Below are 23,352 nucleotides of genomic sequence, written 5' to 3' on the forward strand. Positions count from 1 at the left end.
TCGTTGTATTATAATATTCCTATGTGCTATAATTACCCATATTCTATACTTCGTACTTTTTAGATTCTATATGGGTGGTGTAGATATTGGAAAAGATTTTTTTAGCAGCATTACAAATGACTCCGGGAATTGGTAACGCTAAATTACGGAGTTTAATTGAGTACTTTGGCAGTGCGAAAAGTGTTTGGCAGGCGGACAATAGTGATATTGTAGCAAGCAAATGTCTTACTCAATCAGACTGTGAATGTTTATTTTCTCAGAGGAAAAAACTGGACGTTGTCGAAGGTTTAGCGGAAAAATGGGAAAAACAAGAGATTAAATTATGTAGTTATTTTGAAGAATCCTATCCAAGTCGGCTAAAAGAAATTTTTCATCCACCTATGCTCTTATATTATCGAGGCAATTTTACTTGTAATGAGAACAATATTGCGATTGTTGGTGCACGAAAAGCGTCACCTTATGGGAAAAATGTTGCTGAAAGTTTAGCGAAAGATTTAGCAAAAGCAGGCGTTACTATAATTAGTGGGGCGGCACGAGGGATTGATACAGCATCACATCGAGGTGCTTTAGATGCTAAAGGAAAAACGATTGCGGTATTAGGATGTGGAGTAGATATTGTTTATCCAGCAGAAAATCGCAGTCTATTTTGTGAGATTGTAGATAAAGGTGGTGCAATTGTATCAGAATTTGCACCAGGGACAGCACCACTGGCAAAAAATTTTCCGGCTCGTAACCGAATTATTAGTGGACTATCTAATGGGGTTGTAGTGGTTGAAGCAGCTGTAAAAAGCGGGTCTTTGATTACAGCGGAATTCGCTTTAAGCGAAGGGCGTGATGTTTTTGCTGTTCCAGGAAGTGTTTTTTCACCTTTAAGTGGTGGTTGCCATACTTTAATTAAACAGGGTGCAAAATTAATTGAAGATGCGAAAGATATTTTAAATGAGTATACGATACAATATAGATTAAAAAAAGAAGATGTATTGCAATTGTCCGAAGAAGAAAAATTGGTTTATCAAACGCTAAGCGAGGATAGGCCTTTAACGATAGAAGACATTATTTTAAGAACACGAAGTAGTGCTTCGCATATTGCTTTCGTGATATTGCAATTAGAGTTGCGCGGCTTAGTAAAAGAATGTGCGCCGCATTGTTATGTTCGGACCGTTGAGGAGGGCGTTTTGTGAGTAAAGTATTAGTGGTTGTAGAATCTCCGGCAAAAGCAAAGACAATTGAAAAATATTTAGGGAAAAATTATGTTGTTAAAGCTTCAATGGGGCATTTACGTGACTTGCCAAAAAGTCAATTTGGGATAGATGTTGAAAATAATTTTAGCCCTAAGTATATTAATATTCGAGGTAAAGGAGATCTAATCAAATCGCTGAAAAGTGCAGCGAAAAGCGCTGATAAAGTATTTCTTGCATCTGACCCAGACCGTGAAGGGGAAGCTATTGCATGGCATTTAGCGCATATTTTAAATGTTGACGAAGATGAAAAGTGCCGTATTGTATTTAATGAGATAACAAAACCTGCGATTCAAAATGCTGTAAAGTCACCACGACCGATTAATATAGATCGAGTCGATGCACAACAGGCACGGAGAATGTTAGATAGAATTGTCGGATATAAATTGAGTCCTTTGTTGTGGAGAAAAGTTCGTAAAGGATTGAGCGCTGGTAGGGTTCAGTCTGTAACGGTAAAATTGATTTGCGATCGAGAAAAAGAAATCCAAAGTTTTATTTCTGAAGAGTATTGGACAATTGATACGAAACTACGTGAAAAAGTAAAAAGCCCGATGTTTGATGCGGAATTAATTACCATTGACGGAGAAAAGTTGGCGGTAAATAATGAAAAGGTAGCAACTGAGATTTGCGATGCTTTAGAAAAGCAAACATTCGTTGTAAAGGAAGTAAAGAAGCGCCAAAGACAACGAAAAGCATTGCCACCATTTATTACGAGTAGTTTACAGCAAGATGCATCACGAAAACTTGGTTTTACATCAAGAAAAACGATGATGTTAGCGCAACAACTTTATGAAGGGTTAGAGCTGGGGCGCAAAGGGCCAGTGGGTTTGATTACTTATATGCGTACGGATTCTACACGCGTATCTGATCTTGCACAGCAAGAGGTACGAGATTATGTGAATGCAGAATTTAGTGCAGAATACTTGCCAGAAAAACCCCCTGTATATTCTACAAAGAAATCACAGGATGCGCATGAAGCAATTCGTCCGACAAGTATAATCTATACGCCGGATAGCATTGAAAAATACCTATCAAAAGATCAATACAAATTGTATCGCTTAATTTGGGAGCGTTTTGTTGCCAGTCAAATGGCACCAGCGATTTACGATACATTAACAATTCAAATTTCAGCAGGAAAATATGGTCTAAAAGCAACAGGATCACAGCTAAAATTTCCGGGTTTTAGAGCGGTATATATAGAATCAAAAGAGCAAGATAAAGATGTTACTTTGCCAGAGTTAGCGATAGATCAAGTAATAAAATTGCAAAAGGTTTTACCTAAACAGCACTTTACTGAGCCACCTCCGCGCTATAATGAGGCATCTTTAGTAAAAACGCTTGAGGAAAAAGGAATTGGTAGACCTAGTACTTATTCACCCATTATTGAAACAATTTTAGGAAGAGGCTATGTTGTCCGCGTAGATAAGAAGTTTGAACCGACAGAACTTGGTTTTGTCGTTGTAGATATGCTGAAAGAGTATTTTGAAACAATTGTTGATGCGGAATTTACTGCAGGGTTAGAAAATCAGTTAGATGAGATTGCAGAAGGAAAAATTGATAAAAATCAATTGTTAGAAGAATTTTATGAGCCATTTGCGAAAACGCTTGAGCATGCTGAAGAAGCAATTGGGCATGTCGAACTTCCAGAGGAAATTTCAGACATTCCATGTGAGCATTGTGGCAGAATGATGGTTGTAAAGCAAGGACGGTATGGAAAATTTTTAGCATGTCCTGGTTTTCCTGAGTGTAGAAATACAAAACCTTTATTAAAAGATACAGGGGTTATTTGTACAAAATGTGGAGGGGCAATTGTTGAACGGCGTAGTAAACGCGGAAAGCATTTTTATGGGTGTAAAAACTATCCGGAATGCGACTTTGTTAGCTGGGATATGCCGTTAAAAGAAAACTGTGAAGTTTGTGGTGCTTTTATGTTAAAGCACAATTATAAAAATGGTCGATTTATTACTTATTGTAGTAATGAAGAGTGTACATCAAGAATAGATCATCCGATTAATAAAGAGCTAGAAAAAAATAAAAAGAAAACGCAAGAACAAGCTGAGAAAAAAGAAAATGCAGATGTAGCCTTAGATAATTCAAAAAAATCAGGAAAAACAAAGACGACGCAGAAAAAGTCAACGAAAAAGACATCGCGTAAGAAAGCGGAGGAAAAGTAGTGGCGAAGGTAATTATAATTGGTGCGGGTCTAGCTGGCAGTGAGGCTGCTTGGCAGATTGCACAAAGAGGAATAGATGTAGATTTATATGAAATGAGACCTAAGGTTTCTACTCCAGCACATCATACGGAGAATTTTGCTGAATTGGTTTGTAGCAATTCTTTACGTGGGGCAGGTCTCGAAAATGCAGTGGGTTTGCTAAAAGAAGAAATGCGTCAAATGGATTCTTTAATCATGGAAGCTGCTGATGCCAACAGAGTGCCTGCTGGTGGTGCTTTGGCTGTTGATCGTGAAGGTTTTAGTAAATATATTACAGAAAAGATCATAAACCATCCGCGTATCAATATAATAAATGAGGAAGTAAAACATATAATTGAAACGGATTCTCCAATGATTATTGCTAGTGGTCCGCTTACTTCCGATTTGCTGTCAAAAGAAATTGCTAAATTAACAGGGCAAGAATACTTGTATTTTTATGATGCAGCTGCACCGATTGTTGTTTATGAATCTTTGAATATGGATAGAGCTTATAAAGCCTCTAGATATGGAAAAGGTGATGCGGACTATATCAATTGTCCAATGAATAAAGAAGAATATGAACTTTTTTGGAATGAGCTTGTCAATGCTGAAAGAACAGCGACGAAAGATTTTGAAAAAGCGATTTTTTTTGAAGGATGTATGCCTGTTGAAGAGATGGCAAGTCGCGGCATAGATACGCTTCGTTATGGCCCATTGAAACCAGTTGGGTTAGAGCATCCAGTAACAGGCGAAAAACCTTATGCCGTAGTGCAGCTAAGGCAGGATAATTATGCAGCAAGTTTATATAATATCGTTGGATTTCAAACTCATTTAAAATGGCCAGAGCAAAAAAGAGTATTTGGGTTGATTCCGGGTTTGGATACAGCGGAGTTTGTGCGGTATGGTGTAATGCATCGTAATACGTTTATTAATTCTCCAATGGTGTTAAGTCCTACCTTACAATTAAAATCTAACGCAAAAATTTTCTTTGCTGGACAGATGACAGGGGTCGAAGGATATATTGAGTCAGCATCAGGTGGTTTGATAGCAGGAATTAATGCGGCGCGTTTGATGGAAGAAAAGGAACCAGTTGTTTTCCCAGAGGATACAGCACATGGCGCATTATGCCATTATATTACACAGGCAGAAAGTAAAAAATTTCAACCGATGAATGTGAATTTTGGATTGTTACCACCGCTGGGTGAAAGAATTCGTGATAAAAAGGAAAAAAATCGTACAATTGCAATGAGGGCATTAGCAAGTTTGCAGAAATTTAAAGATAGTTTAGAATAAATCGTACTGGGGGCGAAAATATGTTTCATGCAACAACGATTGTAGCGGTTAAACATAAAGGAAAAACTGCAATTGCTGGAGATGGTCAAGTAACATTTGGCGGCAATACAGTAATGAAGCATAATGCAAAAAAAGTAAGAAGATTGTATCATGGTAAAGTTTTAGCTGGGTTTGCTGGTTCAGTAGCAGATGCTTTTACTTTGTTTTCTAAATTTGAGACTAAATTAGAAGAATTTAATGGGAATTTGATGCGCGCAGCTGTGGAGCTTGCTAAAGACTGGCGTACAGATCGTGTACTCAGAAAATTAGAAGCTTTGCTTATCGTATTAGATAGTGAAAAAATGTTTATCTTATCAGGAAATGGTGAAGTAATAGAACCAGATGATGGTGTAACAGCAATTGGTTCAGGTGGGGCTTATGCGCTTGCGGCCGCACGGGGGATGGTAAAACATTCTGAGCTAACAGCGTCTGAAATAGCATGTGAGGCTTTAGAAATAGCGGCTGATATTTGTGTGTTTACAAATCACCATATTACTGTGGAAGAGTTAGAATAGGAGGGAGTATTTTGAACGAGCAAACACCTAAACAAATAGTTCAAGAATTAGATAAATATATTATTGGTCAAGCACAGGCGAAGAAATCCGTAGCTATTGCACTTAGAAATCGTTGGCGTAGCAAACAATTATCGGAAGATTTGAAAGATGAAATTATTCCTAAAAATATATTAATGATCGGATCAACTGGTGTTGGTAAAACAGAAATCGCAAGAAGACTTGCTAAGCTTGTACATGCTCCTTTTGTAAAAGTTGAAGCAACTAAGTTCACAGAAGTTGGGTATGTAGGACGAGATGTTGAATCAATGATTCGCGATTTGGCGGAAACCGCAATTCGAATGGTGAAGCAAGAAAGGATGTTAGAAGTAAATGATCGTGCGAAATCTTTAGCGGAAGAAAGAATTGTTGATTATTTTATTCCAACACAGAAGAAAGAAATGCGAAATCCATTAGAGGCTTTATTTAGTGCAAAAACGGTTGAGCAGCCAGAGGCAGAAGCGGAGGAAAAACCACAATATCAAGCGGGAAAAGATTGGTTTAGAAAAAGATTAGCCTCTGGTGAAATGGAAGAAGAATTGATTGAAATTACGGTGGAAGATAATGGTGGTCCTATGGTTGGGATGTTTGCTGGATCTGGTATTGAGGAAATGGGAAATAACATTCAAGATATGATTAGCAATATACTGCCAAAGAAACCCAAAAAACGTAAGGTCACAGTCGCGAATGCGAGAAAGATTTTTACTCAAGAAGAAGCACAGAAGCTTATTGATATGGATGAAGTGATTTCTGCGGGGACAAAATTAGCAGAAGATAGCGGTATTATATTTTTAGATGAAATCGATAAAGTTGCAGGAAGAAGTAATTCTTCAGGCCCGGATGTTTCTCGTGAAGGAGTTCAAAGAGACATTCTTCCAATCGTAGAAGGATCTACGGTGGTTACAAAATATGGACCAATAAAAACCGATCATATACTTTTTATTGCTGCGGGTGCGTTTCATGTATCTAAACCTTCGGATTTAATCCCCGAATTACAAGGGCGTTTTCCAATTCGTGTAGAGTTAACGAACTTGTCAAAAGAGAACTTTAAACAAATTCTTACTGAACCTGCAAATGCATTGTTAAAGCAATATCGTTCGTTATTGGCAACTGAGGGCGTAAAAATTGAATTTACTGAAGATGCTATTGATGAATTGGCGCAGATTGCATGTGATGTAAATGAGCAGACAGAAAATATTGGAGCGAGACGTCTTCATACGATTTTGGAAAAATTGTTAGAAGATTTAGCTTTTGAAGCACCTGATTTAGAAATAAAAGATATCGAAATAAATCGTGCTTATGTACAATCAAAATTATCACATATTGTTGTAAATCAAGACTTAAGTCACTTTATTTTATAATAATAAAGAAATTTTATTATTTTAGTACAATTATTTTAATTATCGTGTTAATATATATAATATGGTGTAGGATTGCGCCATATTATATATTTTTTTTTTGAAAGGAAGGCTGTTTTGTGACTTCATTATTGGAACGTACGCGCAAAATTAATAAATTATTACAAAAATCGGAAAATGTAGAATATAGCGAAATATCTAAAGTTCTTAGTAGTGTAATCGGTGCTAATATATATATTGTAAGTAAAATTGGAGAAATCTTTGGACATGCTTTTATTGATGATTTTGAATGTGAGTTAATGATTGATAAAGTTGTTATGCAAGGTGCGTTCCCAAAACATTATGTAAATTGGCTTTTAAATATAGAAGAAACTTCATCTAATTTGAAATTAAAAAGTGGGATTTGTGCATTTAGTCAAGACACTGAATGCATTTTCCATGGGAAAAACACTACAATTGTACCGATTTATGGCGTTGGTGAACGAATAGGAACATTGATCATTGCTAAATTTGACGAAGAGTTTACAGATGAAGATTTAGTTTTAGCTGAGTATGGGGCAACTGTTGTTGGAATGGAAATGCTTAGAGACCGTACACAAAAGATTGAAAGTGAAGCAAGAAAAAAGGCCACAGTACAGATTGCTTTGGCAACGCTTTCTTATTCGGAAGTTGAAGCTGCAATCAACATTCTAGGTGAACTTGATGGAGATGAAGGACTTCTAGTTGCTAGCAAGATAGCGGATAGAGTAGGAATTACTCGTTCAGTTATTGTCAATGCTTTACGAAAATTTGAAAGTGCCGGTGTTATTGAATCAAAGTCATTGGGAATGAAAGGTACTTATATAAAAGTGCTAAATGAGTACTTGTTAGAAGAAATTGAAAAATTGAAAAATTGAAAGGTAAATGCAATTCCCAAATATAAAATCTCGTACTGTTTACAGCACGGGATTTTGGTAGTTTTAGGACAATCTTAGGACAATTCGACTATCTTCTACTTTTGGATAAATATTTTAATTGTTTTTCAAAGGAATTTTATAGAAAAGTGTAGAAACATAGTCGTAGAAATGAAAAATAATGTAGAAATATATGATATGTGAATTGCAATGGATTGCTTCATTTTATGATATGGAGGGATAAAATGTTAGAACAAATTGTTGGGTCGTCGATGGTAAACTCTTTAAGTGGAGCCTTAGGCGCGGCGGAGTTAAGACATAAAGTGATAAGTAATAATATTGCAAATGTAAATACGCCTCATTTTAAAAAAAGTGTTGTCGATTTCGAAGAGTTGTTAGCGAAAGAATTGCAACCAGATACAAATAAATTAGCGTTAACAAAAACAAATGCTAAACATCTGCCTCTATCGAAAAGCGGCGGAGTATCTCCTGAAATTAGAACAATAAATAATACGACAATGCGGACTGATGGAAATAATGTTGACATTGATGAAGAAATGGCTGGACTTGCAAAAAATAATATTTATTATAATGCTGTGGCTAGACAAATCGGAAGTTACTTCAATACAATGAAGTCAATTGCCTCAGGTCAAAAATAGAGTAAAGACAAGTTTGTTTTGAATTGAGATAAGGAGAGGTTAAAATGGGAATGTTTGATGCGATTGATGCTGCAGCATCGGGGCTTACAGCTGAAAGGTTACGAATGGATGTTATCTCAAATAACTTAGCAAATGTAAATACAACGAGAACTCCAGAAGGCGGATCATATAAGAGAAAGCTGGTCGTATTTGAACCGAGAAATCAACAAGGTCTGTCTTTTGCAAAGACATTGTCAGGTGAAATGCAACAGTCAGGTGAAGGTGTGCGAGCGGTAGGGATTATTTCAGATGATACGCCGGGAAATACAATTTATGACCCAAATCATCCTGATGCGAATAAAGATGGATATGTTGAAATGCCAAATGTAAATGTTGTAAATGAAATGGTTGATATGATTACAGCATCAAGGGCCTATGAAGCAAACGTTACTGCGGTAAATACGGCTAAAAGTATGGCGATGAAAGCGTTGGATATTGGAAAATAACAAGGTAGGTGTGCAATTTATGCAAGTTGAGAAATTACAGTTAACGCCAGTTAGAAGTAGTGCGATAAGTAATATAAATCAAACTGCGGAGGTAGAGGGGAAAAGCTTCGGAGACTTTTTTAAGGAGTCGTTAAATGAAGTGAATAATCTACAACTAAAAAGTCGTGATGCATCTATTGATTTAGCGGCTGGAAAAGTGAATGATATATCGCAAGTTGTAATTGCAGGTGAAAAAGCAGGAGTTGCTTTACAGTTAACTATGCAGATACGTAATAAGGTAGTAGAAGCATATCAAGAAGTTATGCGTATGCAAGTTTGATTATAATTTTTAGTATCTGTGTTTAGGCGAAAGGATTGAGACGATGGCAGACTGGAAGGAACAGTCTCTGCGTGTTTGGCGAAAACTAGGTAAAAAAGAACGTTATACGATTATTGGATCGGCGATATGTTTAATGATTGCTATTTTAGGGTGGAGTTATTGGTGGGGTGGAAAACCCGATATGGTTCCATTGTTTACCGGTATGGAAGCCAAAGACGCAGGTGAAGTTGCAGCAAAACTAAAGGAAATGAAAATTACTTATGAACCTCAGGAAACATCAAGTGGTACTTCTATATTAGTACAGGCAAAAGATGTTCATAGTGCACGGTTAGAACTTGCAACGCAAGGGCTTCCAAGAGGAAAAAAAGGCTTTGAAATTTTTGATGATAGCAAATTAGGTGTAACCGAATTTCAAAATAAAGTAAATTATCTGCAAGCTTTACAAGGCGAACTTACAAGAACAATTGAAGAACTGGAGGAAGTAGAAAAAGCACGTGTACATATTGTACTTCCGGAAGATAGCTTATATAAAAAGAATGAGAAACCGGCAACTGCTTCTATTATGCTTAAATTAAGACCTAATGCTCAATTGACAAAACAGCAGGTAAAAGGGATTGTTAATTTAGCATCGCATAGTGTACAGAGCTTATTACCGGAAAATGTAACAATTGTTGACAATATGGGTAAGGTTTTAAATGATCCGGAAGATGATGAAAAATCGGTGGGAAATGTTACGTTAACGCAATTAGATATGACGAAAAAAATTCAAGAAAGATTGCAAAGAGACGTACAGTCTTTGTTAGATCAAGTAATTGGTGAGGGAAAGGCTGTTGCCAGAGTTAATGTAGAATTGAGCTTCGATCAAAGGACAATGGATAAACAGGTTTTTGAACCGGTTGTTGATGATTCAGGAATTATTCGCAGTTCGCAACAAACAAATGAAACTTATAGTGGTTCATCGGAAACGCCAGGAGGCCCAGCAGGGACAGCTTCTAATATTCCAGGATATGTTACATCAAATGGAAATAATAAATCTGATTATACCAAAAAAGAAGTAACGAAAAATTATGAAATAAATGAAACGAAAGAAAAGGTTGTAGCAGCTCCTGGGTCTATTAAGCGATTGACTGTTGCAGTATTAGTGGATGAACAAGTAACACCAACGCAACAGGAAAGTTTGCAAAGAGCGGTTGCTTCGTCAATTGGTTTAAATACGGAACGAGGCGATATGATTTCTGTTGAGGCTTTACCATTTAGTACAGATGCATTTGATAGACAGGCTCGCGCTGAACAGGATGCAGCAGCAAAAGAACAACAGATATTCTGGTTGCAAATCGGCTTGCTTGTATTGATTTTAGGGGCAATCGCGGTATACTTCATTAATAAACGCCGTAAAGAACGTCTGGAACGAGAAGAGCAAGAACGTCTTGCTATGGAAGCATTGGCTGCGAAAGAACAAGCAGCTACGTTTATAGATACGAATATTGATAATGAACCAGAATTAAGTCCAGAAGAACAAACAAAATTAAATGAACGTAAAGTAATTGAGGATATGATTAGAACGCGTCCAGAGGATGTTGCTCAAATCGTAAAAACTTGGTTGGCTGATGAATAAAAGGAGGTTGTGATGAATGGATATGTATGGCGCTAGTAAAGAGATGTCGACGAAACAAAAGGCAGCAATATTTTTCATTGCAATGGGGCCCGAATGTTCAGCCCAACTATTTAAGCATTTGCGCGAAGATGAAATAGAAAAACTTACTTTAGAAATTGCAAATCAAAGACAAGTGAGTCAAGAGGATAAAGATAAAGTAATTAGTGAGTTTTATCAAATGCTAGTTGCGAAAGAATATATATCCTCTGGTGGTTTGGATTATGCAAGAGAAGTGTTGGAAAAAGCGCTTGGAACGGAAAAGGCGGTCAATATTATAAACCGCCTAACTTCCAGCTTGCAAATACGCCCTTTCGATTTTGCAAGAAAAACTGATCCAGGTCAATTGTTGAACTTTATTCAAAGTGAACATCCGCAAACGATTGCTCTAATTATGGCGTATTTACAGCCAGAACAATCCGCAGCGATTTTATCTGGATTGCCAGCGGAACGACAAGTTGAAGTTGCAAAAAGAATTGCAACAATGGATCGTACCTCTCCAGATGTACTTAGAGATGTGGAACGTGTTTTAGAAAGAAAATTATCTTCGCTTGTATCACAAGATTTCACAGCAGCTGGGGGAATTCAATCAATCGTAGAAGTATTAAATCGTGTTGATCGGAGTACGGAGCGTACAATTATAGAAAACTTAGAAGTTGAAAATCCAGAATTGGCTGAAGAAATTAAACGGCTTATGTTTGTATTTGAAGATATTGTTATGCTTGATGATCGTTCACTACAGATGGTACTACGCGAAATCGATTCCAAAGATTTGGCACTTGCATTAAAAGCAACATCTCCAGAGGTTGGCGAAAAAATATACAAAAATATGTCAAAACGCGCTGCGGATATGTTACGTGAAGAAATTGAGTACATGGGACCTGTTAAAATTCGCGATGTTGAAGAATCTCAACAAAAGGTTGTTAATGTAATTAGACGCCTTGAAGAGTCTGGTGAAATTGTTGTAGCACGTGGTAAGGGAGACGAAATGATTGTCTAGAGTGATAAAAGGTGCTGTGTTACAAGATGATAATCCAAAAGTAGTAGATATTCCGCGAATTATAGTTTCAAGTACCATGTTAAATGATGATGTGATAAGTGAAGAAGACAGAAAATTTGCTGCTGCGTGTGAAGTTTTTATGGCAGAACAACAAAAAAAAGCAGAAGTGTGTTTAAGTGATGCTCAGACGCAGGCAAGCAAGATTTTAGTAGAAGCACAGAGTAAGTATGATGGGTTTCTCAACCAAGCAAAGGTTGAAGCTGAAGAGTTAAAAACAGCAGCTAAAGAAGAGGGATATCGTTTAGGATATGATGAGGGGTATGCAACCGCTTTAGAACAAGTGAAAAAAGAAATGGAAACAGCTATTGAAGAGGCGAATATAAAAGCAAAGCGCATCATTGAAGTAGCGGAATGTGAAAAAAAAGAAACGATATTAAAGGCTGAACGCGAGATTTTAGCAATTGTTACAGCAGTAGCAGAAAAAATTATAAAAGAGAAATTTGCAGAAAATCATACACTCGTTGTTGAAGTAATAAAAAAGGCTTTAGAAAAGGTTAAAAACCAGAGAAAAATCAATATTAGGGTTTCGATGGATGATTATGAGTTCGTATTGCAATCTAAGCTGATTTTTGAATCTATGCTTGATAGTGATTTTGAACTTTCAATTATACCTGATAAGCTTATTGATAACGGTGGGTGTATAATTGAAAGTGAGAATGGTACGGTTGATGCAAGATTGGAAACTCAATTGGATGCAATAAAAAAAGCTGTTCAGGATGTTATATAATGATGGAAATTGATTTTTCAAAATATATAAATGCAATAGATGCTTGTGAACCCATTAAGTTGAATGGGAAGATTACACAGGTTATTGGTTTGGTTATAGAGTCTCAAGGCCCTAATGTTAGCCTTGGTGAACTCTGCTATGTATGTTCAAGATTAGATGATGTTGAGCCGATTCCAGCCGAAGTTGTTGGTTTTCGTCAAGGCAGCGTTTTATTGATGCCAATTGGTGAAATGCAAGGGATTGGTCCAGGGTGTGAAGTTATTGCTGCACAAAAAATGCTCAAGGTCAATGTCGGCAGGCAGTTACTAGGTCGAATTCTTGATGGACTTGGTAATCCTATAGATGGAAAAGGCCCGTTGATTACAGGAACAGAATATCCGTTAAATGCAATGCCGCCACATCCATTGTCAAGACCGAGAATTCAGAAGTCTCTATCTGTAGGGGTAAGGGCTATTGATGGGGTGATTACAATGGGATGTGGGCAGCGTATTGGAATTATGGCAGGAAGTGGTGTCGGAAAAAGTACATTGCTTGGAATGATTGCCCGAAATACCGAGGCAGACATTAGCGTAATTGCTTTAGTTGGTGAACGTGGTCGTGAAGTACGAGAATTTATCGAACGTGATTTGGGGGAAGAAGGTTTGAAACGTTCGGTAGTAGTTGTCGCTACATCCGACCAACCGGCATTGGTAAGAATAAAAGGTGCGATGACCGCTACAGCAATTGCTGAATATTTTCGTGATCAGGGCATGAATGTAATTTTAATGATGGATTCAGTTACTCGTTTTGCAATGGCACAACGTGAGGTTGGGCTGACAGTTGGAGAGCCTCCAGCTACACGTGGTTACACTCCATCTGTATTTGCAATGTTACCACGTTTGTTAGAACGTGCAGGAACGAATGACAAAGGTTCTATTACGGGCATTTATACAGTTCTTGTCGATGGTGATGATATGAATGAACCTATTGCCGATGCGGTTCGAAGTATTCTTGATGGGCATATTGTTTTATCTAGAGCTATTGCGGCGCAAAATCATTATCCAGCAATTGATATTTTAAATAGTGTAAGCAGGGTAATGTTAGAGATTGTTGAAAAGAAACATTATCAAGCCTCACAAAAGTTGCGTTCGGCGATGGCTGTATATCGAGAGGCTGAAGATTTGATTAATATTGGTGCATATGTTGCAGGCAGTAATGAAAATATTGATAAGGCAATTCGGGTCATTGGTGAAATAAAAGCGTTTTTGCAACAAGATGTGTATGAAGTGGATACATTTGAAGAAACGGTTGAACGTTTGTTGAAATTATCTTCATAACTGTGGAGGCTTTTCTAAATGAAAAAATTTAAGTTTCGTTTAACCGCAGTATTAAAAGTTGCCCAAATAAAGAAAGAACGGGCTGAAATTGCTTTTGCAGAAGCGACAAATGCCTTGATAAAGGAAAAGGAAAGCCTGAAAATTTTTGAGTTAGAGCTAGAAGCGGGTCTTAAGTCGTATGAAGAAATAGAAAATCAAAAAATTACAATTGGATTACTCACAAGTTATAATACATATTTTTTCCGTTTGCGCACGCAAATTGAACAACAAAAACATGTAATTAATGAAGCAGAAAAAAAAAGACAAGAACGGTTGGACGAATTTCAAGAAGCTTTAAATAAATTGAAAACTATTGAACAATTAAAAGAAAAACGTTTAGAAGAATTTAAAGCGGAACAATTGATAGAAGAACAGAAAGAATTAGATGAAATCGGTTTGCAGATACATGCTCGAGCGATGAGGTGAAATGATGAATGGAGTAAATCTTGTCTTTCAACGAATAAAAGAAATTGAAACTAGATTTGGTATTTCAGGGGCTAGTTATACTGGAGTAAAAATGAATAGCGCAAAGGCCAATGCTAGTAAATTCCACAATGAAGGTGCATTGAAATCTGAAAATGATTTTTCAGATTTGATTCGTCAGGCTGCTCATAAATATGGAGTAGATGCTAAATTAGTAGATGCGGTAGCAAAAACTGAGTCCAATTATTCTCCTACAGCAGTTTCCGAAGTTGGAGCAGTCGGGATCATGCAGTTAATGCCGGATACAGCGTCTTCCTTAGGGGTAAATAATATTTATGACCCAAAAGAAAATATTGAAGGTGGCGTTAAGTATATAAAACAACTCCTAAATACTTTTGATGGCGATGTAAAGAAAGCTGTTGCTGCATATAATGCTGGTGCACAAGCTGTAAAGAATTATAATGGAGTTCCTCCATATACAGAAACACAAAATTATGTAAGTAAAGTTTTAGATTTATATCGTTAAGATGATTTTGTATATTATTTAGAAAGTAGGTAAGCAGATGGCGATTTGGCGAAAAAATAACGAACAGACAACAGAAGCAACTAAAAAACCGAATCGTTTTTTACGCTTAATAAAAATTCTAGCTTTTATCTTATTATTTCTTTGTTTGATTATAGGGGGGTTCTTTTTAGGGGTGTATTTACGTGTTTTTGATGTAAATGCAATGAATGAGAAACTAGAGCTATATAAATACCCTGTGATTGGACAGTACTTTGAGCAGCCCGAGAATATCGATGAAAAAGAACACAGTGATAATATTGAACTAAAGTCTAAGCCAGCAGCTAAATCAGAGGTAAAACAAGACTTGTTGAAGAATAATAATGCAAATGGTAGGACGAACCCTAACAGTGCTGTTGTCCTAACAAAAGAAGAGATTGAAAAACAAATGAAACTTCGACAGGCAGAAGAAAAAAAACGTATTTCAAAGCTAGCAAGGCTTTATAATGAGATGAAGCCGGAAGATGCCGTTAAATTACTAGAACAACTTGATGATAATATGGTATTAGCTATTATGGGGAAAATGGAAGATGATCAGGTTGTCCAGATTTTACCGCTTTTTAATACTGCACGTGGAGCGCATTTAACGCGTATTATGTATAATGGAAAACCTCCGGTTGTTACGGAGGTAAGATGATTTTTATGAATGAAAGGAGGTGAGAAAGATGAATATGATGCTAAACATGGTGAATGTTCCAGTAAAAGAGCCTGTAAAAGGACAAGTAGCAACGAATATATCTACTGAAAAAATATCGAATCAAAATACTTCTAAAGTGTCTACCAATAGCAAAGGGAAAGATGGAAAGAATTTTAATGATGTTTTAACTAATGCGACAAATGAAAATCAGACTGTAGAAGAAAATGCTGTTCAGGCAGGAACAAATGATGTATTAAATGCTATGGCAACAGCAGTAGTGAATCCGAAACTGACAGTAGTGGATAATCAGACTGAAACTTCGATTAATTTTGCTGAGATAAAAGAAAATGCTTTGGAAGTATCAAATGAAGTTCTTGAGAAAAATCCAAATGATGTTCTTGAGCAAAATCTAGCTAATGATTTTGCAAGTAAATTGCAAAATATGCAATTGCAACAGTGGAGTCAAAAACAAGTAGGCGATGTGAGTAACACTATTCAGCAACCGATAGAAGCAGCTGTAGCAACTCAAGAGGTAGTGGAGTCTATTCTACCACAAATAGATCCAACACTGACTAAGTTGAAAACTGATGGTAAGAAAGATTCTTTGCAAGCGTATTCAACAGATGTAAATAAATCGGAAACTGTAGGTAAGCCATTAGTAAGTGAGAATGTCATTCCGTTAGCTGTTGAGAACTTGCAAAATACAAATCCTACAAAAGTGGATTTACTTAAGTCAAATCAGCAACCTCAGGAAAATTTAAAAAGTAATCTAAATGTTTTATTTGTTTCTGATAATGCTAAGCAAAAGATTAGTCAACCGTTACAAAATGTTGAGCCACAAACAACGCTGGATACTTCTACACCAATTAATCAATTTGCGGTTATGATGAATAACCGTATAGATACTAATGTTGTTCAACAAACGAATGCCTTGAGTCAACCAGAGGAAACAGTAACTGATTATGATATTCATACACAAATTATTGACAAAGCAAAATTAATAAAAAATAACGAAGATACACAGATGATCATTAAGCTTAAACCAGAACATCTTGGAGATTTGACGTTAAAAGTTATCGTTGAAAAAGGTGTGGTAAGTGCTTCGTTCCATAGTGAGAATGCACAGGTGAGGACAATGTTAGAATCTTCATTAATTCAACTGAAACAGGAACTGGCAAGTCAGGGGATTAAAGTTGATAATGTAAGTGTGTATGCTGGACTTGGCGACTTAATGTCTAATGGGGAACAGGCTCAATATAATCAACAGAAGTCCTCAAAGTTTAAGAATCAAAAAATTGATTTAGCTGATTTTGAAGAAGAAGTTGATAAAGTCAATGTACCTATTTCGAAAGTTACAGATGATGGCGTAGATTATCGAATTTAAAGGAGGTTTATACATATGTCAGATAGTACAACAATCGCAGATGGTACATCTTTAAACACTACAAATGGAGTAGTAAATAGTACGATAAAAAAAACAACGACAACACAGGCTGGTGGAGAGCTTGGTAAAGAATCATTTTTAAAACTTTTAGTTACACAAATGCAATATCAAGATCCATTGGACCCACAAGATAATGCTGAATATATTGCGCAATTAGCACAATTTTCTTCGTTAGAGCAAATGACAAATGTTAACTCTGCATTAGAAAAAATGAATACTTTGATAGGTAATATGGACACTTCTTTATTAGTAGGTCAAACAAGTAATTTCATTGGCAAAGAAATTGAATGGCAAAATGACAAAAAAGAAATGCAAACTGGTACAGTTACAGGAGTTAAAATTGTGGATGGACAACCATATGTTTTAGTTGGTAATATTATAGTTTCTATTTCACAAATTCATGGAATTGGTACAATGCCAACTGAAGAGGGAACAGGAGATAAATCGTAAGAGGAGGATTAGTGAATGGCTGAAAATAAAATTTATTTTCAAGCACAGCCACTCTTGCCGATTGATAATCGTCTCAAGGGAAACAATGTAACAACTCATAAAAGTGCAGGTATTAATGATTTTGATAAGCTGTTGAATGAGAAACTTGATACTTTGAAGTTTTCACAACATGCTTTAGATCGTTTGCAAAGCAGAAATTTGCAGTTAAGTGAATCTGATTTAAAAAAGTTGAGCCAAGCTGTAGATAAAGCGGCGCAAAAGGGTGCAAAAGAATCATTGGTCATGATGAATGATATTGCGCTTGTTGTGAGTGTGAAAAATCGGACGGTTATTACAGCCATGGATGGCAATGGTGCAGAAGATAAAATAATTACAAATATTGATAGTGCAGTGATTTTATAAGCTTGGACCTTAGGAGAGTTTTGACTATAGAATGATTGATATAGTCGCACTGCAGTATCTTAGGGAAGGATGATTTATTATGATGCGTTCATTATTTTCCGGTGTGTCTGGCTTAAAAAATCATCAGACGCGAATGGATGTTATTGGTAATAATATTGCCAATGTAAATACTACGGGCTTTAAAGGAAGCCGTGTAACTTTCCAAGATATTTTAAGTCAAAATATCGCTGGTGCGGCATCCGCACAAGGAAATAAAGGGGGAACAAACCCTAAACAAATTGGTCTTGGTATGGGAATGGCGTCAGTAGATACAAATTTTGGTGACGGTTCATTGCAATCGACAGGGAAAAATACAGATCTTGCACTTTCGGGAAATGGATTCTTCATTTTGGGTGATGGTGCAAATAAAATTTATACGCGTTCGGGTGCATTTGAATTTGATTCGGATGGTAATTATACGGTACCAGGTAGTGGTTTGCTAGTGCAAGGCTGGATGGCTGATGCAAGTGGAAAGATTAATGCGGGTGGCGATGTAACTGGTATTACAATTCCAAAAGGACAGACAATGGCAGCACAAGCTACCCAAAGTATAGGGTATACGAAAAATTTATCTGCTGAAGGTAAAGCGAGTCAAACGACAACTACTACAGATACTGTAGCTGATACTACACCTGCTTCAGGGCCAACGACCACTACAAACACCCTGACAGATGGAACGGTTATTGTAACGACAATAACTTATGATGGAACGAATAAGACAACAGAAACTAAAACAACGACTCCTCCAACCAAAGTAATTGCACCAGTTACTGTTTATGATAGTGAAGGTGTGGAACATAAAATTACAGGGGTTTTCACAAAAACTGGCGAGAATAAGTGGCAATATACTCCGGGATCTGCAACGCCATATCAAACTGATACTGGGTTTGCAATTACAGGAGGAGTCTATGACATAGAATTTAATACGGACGGTACTTTTAAATCTGTTTCTGGAACTCCGATGACTTTTCAACCTACACAAGCAAATGCAATGACAGTAACACCGGATTTTTCAAAAATGACACAGTACTCCGGAGAATCGACAGCTACAGTAACGAGTAGAGATGGATATCCGGCGGGTGATTTAGAGAGCGTAAGTATCGATTCATCAGGAGTTATTACGGGGAAATTTAGTAATGGCTTAACAAAAAGCCTTGCACAGGTAGCAATCGCTACATTCAATAATCCTGCGGGCTTAACTAAACTTGGCTCTAATACTTTTGCAGAATCCAACAACTCTGGTGTTGTTCAGATTTCTACATCCGGCAATGGTGGTGCAGGGACGATTACTCCAAGTAATCTGGAAATGTCTAATGTTGATTTATCAGAAGAATTTAGTAGTATGATTATTACACAACGTGGTTTCCAGGCAAATTCGAAGATTATTACAGTTTCTGATGAAATGCTTGAAACTTTAGCAAACTTAAAACGATAATTTAAATATGGAAAGGGGATTTTCCCCTTTCCTATAAAAAGGGGAAGGTATTGTGATTAAAGTAACACGTTTTAATTCTGACGGTGAAGGTGAAATAATTTTAAATGCGGAAATTATTGAAATGATAGAACAAACGCCGGATACTGTAATTACGCTTACAAATGGCAAGAAACTAATTGTTGAGGAAAAAATGGAAGAGGTCGTAAGAAGAGTTATGACTTATCGAAGAGCTTTAGGGGGAAATTTTCGTTAATAAAATTGAATGTCCAATGTAATCTTTTCTATAAAAAAGATACATTTTTATTATAATTACAAAAGGGCAGAAGGTTATACAACTTATGAAAAGTTGTATATTACTTGATGAAAGAAATAATAATCAAGTGATGTTTTATCCTTTACATGGAGGTGTGGATGATTGGCTGAAGAAGAAAAAACAAAAGAACAACCAGCTAAAAAATTCCCTATGCTTATGGTTGTAGGGCTGGTTGTGGTAGGATTATTGTTAGCTGGAGCTGTATCGTACTTTATTGCGACAAAGGTAATGGCTGATTCTGCTACCAAAATAGAAAAGCGAGACCCAGGAATATTTTTGAAACTTGGTGACAAAGATGGAATGATTGTTAATGTTGGCGGTGTAAAGAGTGGGCGTTTTCTTAAAGTGGGTGTTGTCTTAGAGATGCGTGCACCGAAAAGTGAAAAAGCAGAAGAAGGAAAACTAAGTTCGGTTACAGAAACTAAATTATTAGATTCCGTCTTACAATTGTTACGGTCACAAAAAATAGAGGATTTTGATCCATTAAAGCAAGAAGAGTTAAAAACACAAATAAAAAATGAAGCAAATAAAGTGCTTGGTGAGGATTGTGTTTATGAGGTTTATATTACCAGCTTTGTGTTGCAGTAATGATATAACTGATGTTCACTTAAGCTTAAATGAAAGGAGGGTGAACATTGGCCGCGTCTGATGTCTTATCGCAGTCAGAAATTGATCAGTTGTTATCAGCTTTGTCTACTGGTGTTGTTTCTGCAGAAGAAATAAAAGATGAAGAGAAACAAAAGAAAATAAAAGTATATGATTTTAAACGACCTGATAAATTTTCAAAAGACCAAATTAGAACTTTATATATGTTACATGAAAACTTTGCACGTTTATTGAATACATATTTATCTACACATCTTAGAGCTATCGTTAACGTAAATGTTGCTTCCGTTGATCAGTTGACATATGAGGAATTTGTAAGGTCTTTATCTAACCCAAGTGTTATTGGGGTATTAAACATGGAACCTTTAAAGGGAAACATTATTTTTGAAATGAATCCTAATATTGCTTTCGTTATTATAGATCGTCTTTTTGGTGGTTTAGGCGAAAGTTTGTCAAAAATAAGGGCTTTGACTGATATTGAAGAAGTAATTATTCGTAGAGTATTTAATAAAGCTTTGGAGAGCTTTAAGGAAGCATGGCATAATGTGATTGAAATAACGCCTAAATTAGAGGCGATTGAAACCAATCCGCAATTCACCCAGATTGTTCCACCTAATGATATGGTGGTTATTATTACCTTGCAGGTGAAAATTGGTGATATAGAAGGTTTAATGAATATCTGTATTCCTTATCTTGTACTGGAGCCAGTTATGTCAAAATTAACGACCACCTATTGGGTAGCTTCCTCAGTGGCGAAAGAAGATCATCCTGAACAGGTTAAAGTTTTACAACGGAAGATTGAAAAAACGTATGTGCCGCTTATTGTTGAACTTGGAAAAATTGATATTACTGTTCAAGAGTTTTTAGATTTGGCAGTAGGTGATGTTTTACAGCTAGATGCGAAAGTTGGCAATGAATTAAACGTAATTGTAGGTAGAAAGTCTAAGTTTTGGTGTAGACCAGGCACCTCAAGTAATAAGGTTGCTGTACAAATAGCAAGGGTAAATACAGAAGGGGATGATGAGGATGAATGATGGTTTTCTTTCACAAGAAGAAATAGATGCTTTGCTTAATGGTGGTGGAAGTACACCAGAATCGCAACCAGAGCCGGAAACATCTGAAAGTGTGTCTGTGGGCATTACGGAAGATATTTCAGATATGGAGAAGGATGCTTTAGGTGAAATTGGAAATATTTCCATGGGAAGTGCGGCTACGACATTATCCGTACTTTTAGGTCGACGCGTTTCAATTACTACGCCAAGAGTTTCAGTAGATACTTTAGGGGCAATAAAAAATCATTATCCATTACCATATTTAATTGTTCAAGTAGGTTATACCAAAGGCATTAGTGGTGATAATATTTTAGCAATTCAGGAACAAGATGCTTTAATTATTGCTGACTTGATGATGGGGGGAGAAGGAACGAATCCTCCAACAGAATTGAATGAATTGTATATGAGTGCTGTTGCAGAATGTATGAACCAAATGATGGGAGCTGTTGCTACGTCCCTATCAACTATGTTTAGCAAAAAAATTGATATTTCTCCACCACTTGTAAACTTAATAGATTTGGCAAGCGAGACAAAAATTAGTGAGGTAGTCAATGAGAGCGAAGAAATTGTAAAAGTCGCATTTAGAATGGAAGTTGAAGGATTAATTGATAGTGAAATCATGCAAATTCTTCCGCTTAATATTGCGAAAGAGATGGTTGATAATTTAATGTCTGGTGGAATGCAAGCTGAAGAGACACCGGCAGCTCCAGTTGCTGAAGCAATGTCTCCACAACCCCCAGCTGCTACAGCGCCAACACAAACAGTACCTGTTGCTGCTGCTGCGGCACCGTCTGTTGCGGCGCCTGCACCACAACCAACGCCAGTAGCTTATGCACAACAGCCAATGTATGCTGCGGCACCAATGGAAGCTAGAGTTTCACCAAATGTTCCTGTGCAGCCAGCTCAGTTTTCCCCATTAACACAATCAGCTGTACCTATAAATGATGGTAATATTGGCTTGATCTTGGATGTGCCTCTTCAGGTTACTGTTGAATTAGGAAGAACTAAGAAGTTAATAAAAGATGTTTTAGAATTATCTACAGGCTCGGTTATTGAATTAGATAGATTGGCTGGGGAGCCTGTCGATATTTTAGTTAATGGTAAGTTGTTAGCTAAGGGAGAAGTTGTAGTTATAGATGAAAATTTTGGTGTTCGTGTTACTGATATTGTAAGTAGCATGGAGCGTATGAGAAATTTGCAATAAAGTTTAGTGTACGAGAATGATAATTAAGGAGAGATTAAAATATGGCGATTAGAGTTTTAGTTGTTGATGATGCGGCTTTTATGAGAATGATGGTTAAGGATATTTTATCAAAAAATGGTTATGAGATTGTTGGAGAAGCTGAAAATGGGTTAAAAGCTTTAGAAAAATATCAAGAATTGAAACCGGACTTAACTACTATGGATATTACAATGCCTGAAATGGATGGGATTAGTGCAGTTAAAGAAATCAAAAAAATTGACCCAAATGCAAAAGTTATCATGTGTAGCGCAATGGGGCAACAAGCAATGGTAATAGAAGCAATTCAGGCTGGGGCAAGAGATTTTATTGTAAAACCGTTCCAACCTGATCGTGTTTTAGAAGCTGTTCGTAAAGCCGTAGGTTAAATCCGATGAAGAAAAAAACATATAAAATAGTTTGGCTTTTAGTAGCAGTCATGTTGTTAACATTTGTGCATACGATTGGGTATGCAGAGACTATGCAAAGCGGCTATTTAACATATGAAGAGCCAACGACGCAATCGTCACAATCTTCATGGGTGTCGACAATTGCCTATTTATTTAGCTTATTAGTGGTCTTTTTATTTGTTGCCGGAATGGCTTATTTTGTTTCTAAGTTAATAGGACAGAAGCTAGGGGGAGTGGGGCTTTCTAAATCAAGTAGAGTTTTAGAAAGCTTGCCACTTGGCGCAAATAAATCTTTATGTATCGTTGAAATGGCTGGTAAAGTAATGCTTATTGGAGTTTCAGATCATAATATTACTTTATTAAAAGAGATTACTGACGAAATGGAAATTGTTAAATTACGTGCCCAAGCTGAGGAATTAAAAGGGCAAAGTGATTTTAATCATATTTTTGAAAAACAACTCATTTCTTTAGAGGAATTGTCAAGGCGAATTCCTGCTATGCTAAAAAAGAAGGATCATAAGTAAGAGAAGGGGTAAAATTT

At 36.6% G+C, this 23,352-nt stretch carries 26 protein-coding genes; all 26 read left to right on the forward strand.

Going from position 1 to position 23,352, the window contains the following annotated elements:
* The first annotated feature begins 86 nt into the window (after positions 1-86).
* The 26 genes from dprA to fliO all read left to right on the forward strand — a co-directional run bounded on the left by dprA (position 87) and on the right by fliO (position 23,335).
* Positions 87-1,181 (forward strand): DNA-processing protein DprA, encoded by a 1,095-nt coding sequence (dprA, locus tag P3F81_RS04495; RefSeq protein ID WP_147667992.1) that lies wholly within the window; start codon positions 87-89, stop codon positions 1,179-1,181.
* The gene (gene topA, locus P3F81_RS04500) at positions 1,178-3,412 is read left to right on the forward strand and encodes a type I DNA topoisomerase (protein ID WP_147667994.1); all 2,235 of its coding nucleotides are present in this window, start codon (positions 1,178-1,180) and stop codon (positions 3,410-3,412) included. The genes dprA and topA overlap by 4 nt, the downstream gene beginning before the upstream one ends.
* The gene (trmFO, locus tag P3F81_RS04505; protein WP_147667996.1) at positions 3,412-4,722 is read left to right on the forward strand and encodes a methylenetetrahydrofolate--tRNA-(uracil(54)-C(5))-methyltransferase (FADH(2)-oxidizing) TrmFO; all 1,311 of its coding nucleotides are present in this window, start codon (positions 3,412-3,414) and stop codon (positions 4,720-4,722) included. The genes topA and trmFO overlap by 1 nt, the downstream gene beginning before the upstream one ends.
* A 20-nt stretch (positions 4,723-4,742) precedes the next feature.
* Positions 4,743-5,276: an ATP-dependent protease subunit HslV gene (hslV, locus tag P3F81_RS04510; protein WP_147667998.1), complete on the forward strand. Its 534-nt coding sequence runs from the start codon at positions 4,743-4,745 to the stop codon at positions 5,274-5,276.
* Positions 5,277-5,287: 11 nt separating this feature from the next.
* Positions 5,288-6,673 carry an ATP-dependent protease ATPase subunit HslU gene (hslU, locus tag P3F81_RS04515; RefSeq protein ID WP_147668000.1) on the forward strand — a complete coding sequence of 462 codons (1,386 nt, stop codon included), beginning with the start codon at positions 5,288-5,290 and terminating at the stop codon, positions 6,671-6,673.
* A 116-nt stretch (positions 6,674-6,789) separates the two neighbouring features.
* The gene (gene codY, locus P3F81_RS04520; protein ID WP_147668002.1) at positions 6,790-7,566 is read left to right on the forward strand and encodes a GTP-sensing pleiotropic transcriptional regulator CodY; all 777 of its coding nucleotides are present in this window, start codon (positions 6,790-6,792) and stop codon (positions 7,564-7,566) included.
* A 242-nt stretch (positions 7,567-7,808) separates the two neighbouring features.
* Complete coding sequence (gene flgB, locus P3F81_RS04525) at positions 7,809-8,222, forward strand: flagellar basal body rod protein FlgB (RefSeq protein WP_147668004.1); 414 nt, start codon at positions 7,809-7,811, stop codon at positions 8,220-8,222.
* 44 nt (positions 8,223-8,266) lie between these two features.
* Complete coding sequence (flgC, locus tag P3F81_RS04530; protein WP_147668006.1) at positions 8,267-8,707, forward strand: flagellar basal body rod protein FlgC; 441 nt, start codon at positions 8,267-8,269, stop codon at positions 8,705-8,707.
* A 19-nt stretch (positions 8,708-8,726) separates the two neighbouring features.
* Entirely contained in the window at positions 8,727-9,026 is a 300-nt protein-coding gene (gene fliE / locus P3F81_RS04535; RefSeq protein WP_147668008.1) for a flagellar hook-basal body complex protein FliE, read from the forward strand.
* A 43-nt stretch (positions 9,027-9,069) separates the two neighbouring features.
* Entirely contained in the window at positions 9,070-10,641 is a 1,572-nt protein-coding gene (fliF, locus tag P3F81_RS04540; RefSeq protein WP_147668010.1) for a flagellar basal-body MS-ring/collar protein FliF, read from the forward strand.
* 22 nt (positions 10,642-10,663) lie between these two features.
* On the forward strand, positions 10,664-11,677 hold the full coding sequence (gene fliG, locus P3F81_RS04545) for a flagellar motor switch protein FliG (RefSeq protein WP_147668248.1): 1,014 nt from the start codon (positions 10,664-10,666) through the stop codon (positions 11,675-11,677).
* Position 11,678: 1 nt separating this feature from the next.
* Positions 11,679-12,464 carry a FliH/SctL family protein gene (locus P3F81_RS04550; RefSeq protein WP_309320784.1) on the forward strand — a complete coding sequence of 262 codons (786 nt, stop codon included), beginning with the start codon at positions 11,679-11,681 and terminating at the stop codon, positions 12,462-12,464.
* A complete protein-coding gene (gene fliI / locus P3F81_RS04555; RefSeq protein WP_147668014.1) occupies positions 12,464-13,780 on the forward strand; it encodes a flagellar protein export ATPase FliI in 1,317 nt (438 codons plus the stop codon). The genes P3F81_RS04550 and fliI overlap by 1 nt, the downstream gene beginning before the upstream one ends.
* An 18-nt stretch (positions 13,781-13,798) precedes the next feature.
* Positions 13,799-14,245 carry a flagellar export protein FliJ gene (gene fliJ / locus P3F81_RS04560; RefSeq protein ID WP_147668016.1) on the forward strand — a complete coding sequence of 149 codons (447 nt, stop codon included), beginning with the start codon at positions 13,799-13,801 and terminating at the stop codon, positions 14,243-14,245.
* 4 nt (positions 14,246-14,249) lie between these two features.
* Positions 14,250-14,768, forward strand: coding sequence for a lytic transglycosylase domain-containing protein (locus P3F81_RS04565; protein ID WP_147668018.1), 519 nt, complete (start codon positions 14,250-14,252; stop codon positions 14,766-14,768).
* A 37-nt stretch (positions 14,769-14,805) separates the two neighbouring features.
* On the forward strand, positions 14,806-15,441 hold the full coding sequence (locus tag P3F81_RS04570) for a MotE family protein (RefSeq protein WP_147668020.1): 636 nt from the start codon (positions 14,806-14,808) through the stop codon (positions 15,439-15,441).
* 28 nt (positions 15,442-15,469) lie between these two features.
* Complete coding sequence (locus P3F81_RS04575) at positions 15,470-16,825, forward strand: flagellar hook-length control protein FliK (RefSeq protein ID WP_147668022.1); 1,356 nt, start codon at positions 15,470-15,472, stop codon at positions 16,823-16,825.
* Between the two features lie 15 nt (positions 16,826-16,840).
* A complete protein-coding gene (locus P3F81_RS04580) occupies positions 16,841-17,335 on the forward strand; it encodes a flagellar hook capping FlgD N-terminal domain-containing protein (RefSeq protein ID WP_147668024.1) in 495 nt (164 codons plus the stop codon).
* A gap of 15 nt (positions 17,336-17,350) precedes the next feature.
* Positions 17,351-17,737 carry a TIGR02530 family flagellar biosynthesis protein gene (locus P3F81_RS04585; protein WP_147668026.1) on the forward strand — a complete coding sequence of 129 codons (387 nt, stop codon included), beginning with the start codon at positions 17,351-17,353 and terminating at the stop codon, positions 17,735-17,737.
* Positions 17,738-17,816: 79 nt separating this feature from the next.
* Positions 17,817-19,211, forward strand: a complete 1,395-nt coding sequence (locus P3F81_RS04590; protein ID WP_147668028.1) for a flagellar hook protein FlgE — start codon at positions 17,817-17,819, stop codon at positions 19,209-19,211.
* A gap of 52 nt (positions 19,212-19,263) precedes the next feature.
* Positions 19,264-19,464, forward strand: coding sequence for a flagellar FlbD family protein (locus P3F81_RS04595; protein WP_147668030.1), 201 nt, complete (start codon positions 19,264-19,266; stop codon positions 19,462-19,464).
* Between the two features lie 162 nt (positions 19,465-19,626).
* Positions 19,627-20,112, forward strand: a complete 486-nt coding sequence (locus tag P3F81_RS04600; RefSeq protein ID WP_309320700.1) for a flagellar basal body-associated FliL family protein — start codon at positions 19,627-19,629, stop codon at positions 20,110-20,112.
* 47 nt (positions 20,113-20,159) lie between these two features.
* Positions 20,160-21,164 (forward strand): flagellar motor switch protein FliM, encoded by a 1,005-nt coding sequence (fliM, locus tag P3F81_RS04605; RefSeq protein WP_147668032.1) that lies wholly within the window; start codon positions 20,160-20,162, stop codon positions 21,162-21,164.
* Complete coding sequence (gene fliY, locus P3F81_RS04610) at positions 21,157-22,386, forward strand: flagellar motor switch phosphatase FliY (protein WP_147668034.1); 1,230 nt, start codon at positions 21,157-21,159, stop codon at positions 22,384-22,386. Before fliM ends, fliY begins: the two co-directional genes overlap by 8 nt.
* 41 nt (positions 22,387-22,427) lie before the next feature.
* Positions 22,428-22,790: a response regulator gene (locus P3F81_RS04615; protein WP_147668036.1), complete on the forward strand. Its 363-nt coding sequence runs from the start codon at positions 22,428-22,430 to the stop codon at positions 22,788-22,790.
* Between the two features lie 5 nt (positions 22,791-22,795).
* Positions 22,796-23,335 (forward strand): flagellar biosynthetic protein FliO, encoded by a 540-nt coding sequence (fliO, locus tag P3F81_RS04620; protein WP_147668038.1) that lies wholly within the window; start codon positions 22,796-22,798, stop codon positions 23,333-23,335.
* Positions 23,336-23,352 lie beyond the last annotated feature (17 nt).

The sequence above is a fragment of the Selenobaculum gibii genome (assembly GCF_030273445.1).
Lineage (GTDB): Bacteria > Bacillota > Negativicutes > ICN-92133 > ICN-92133 > Selenobaculum > Selenobaculum gibii.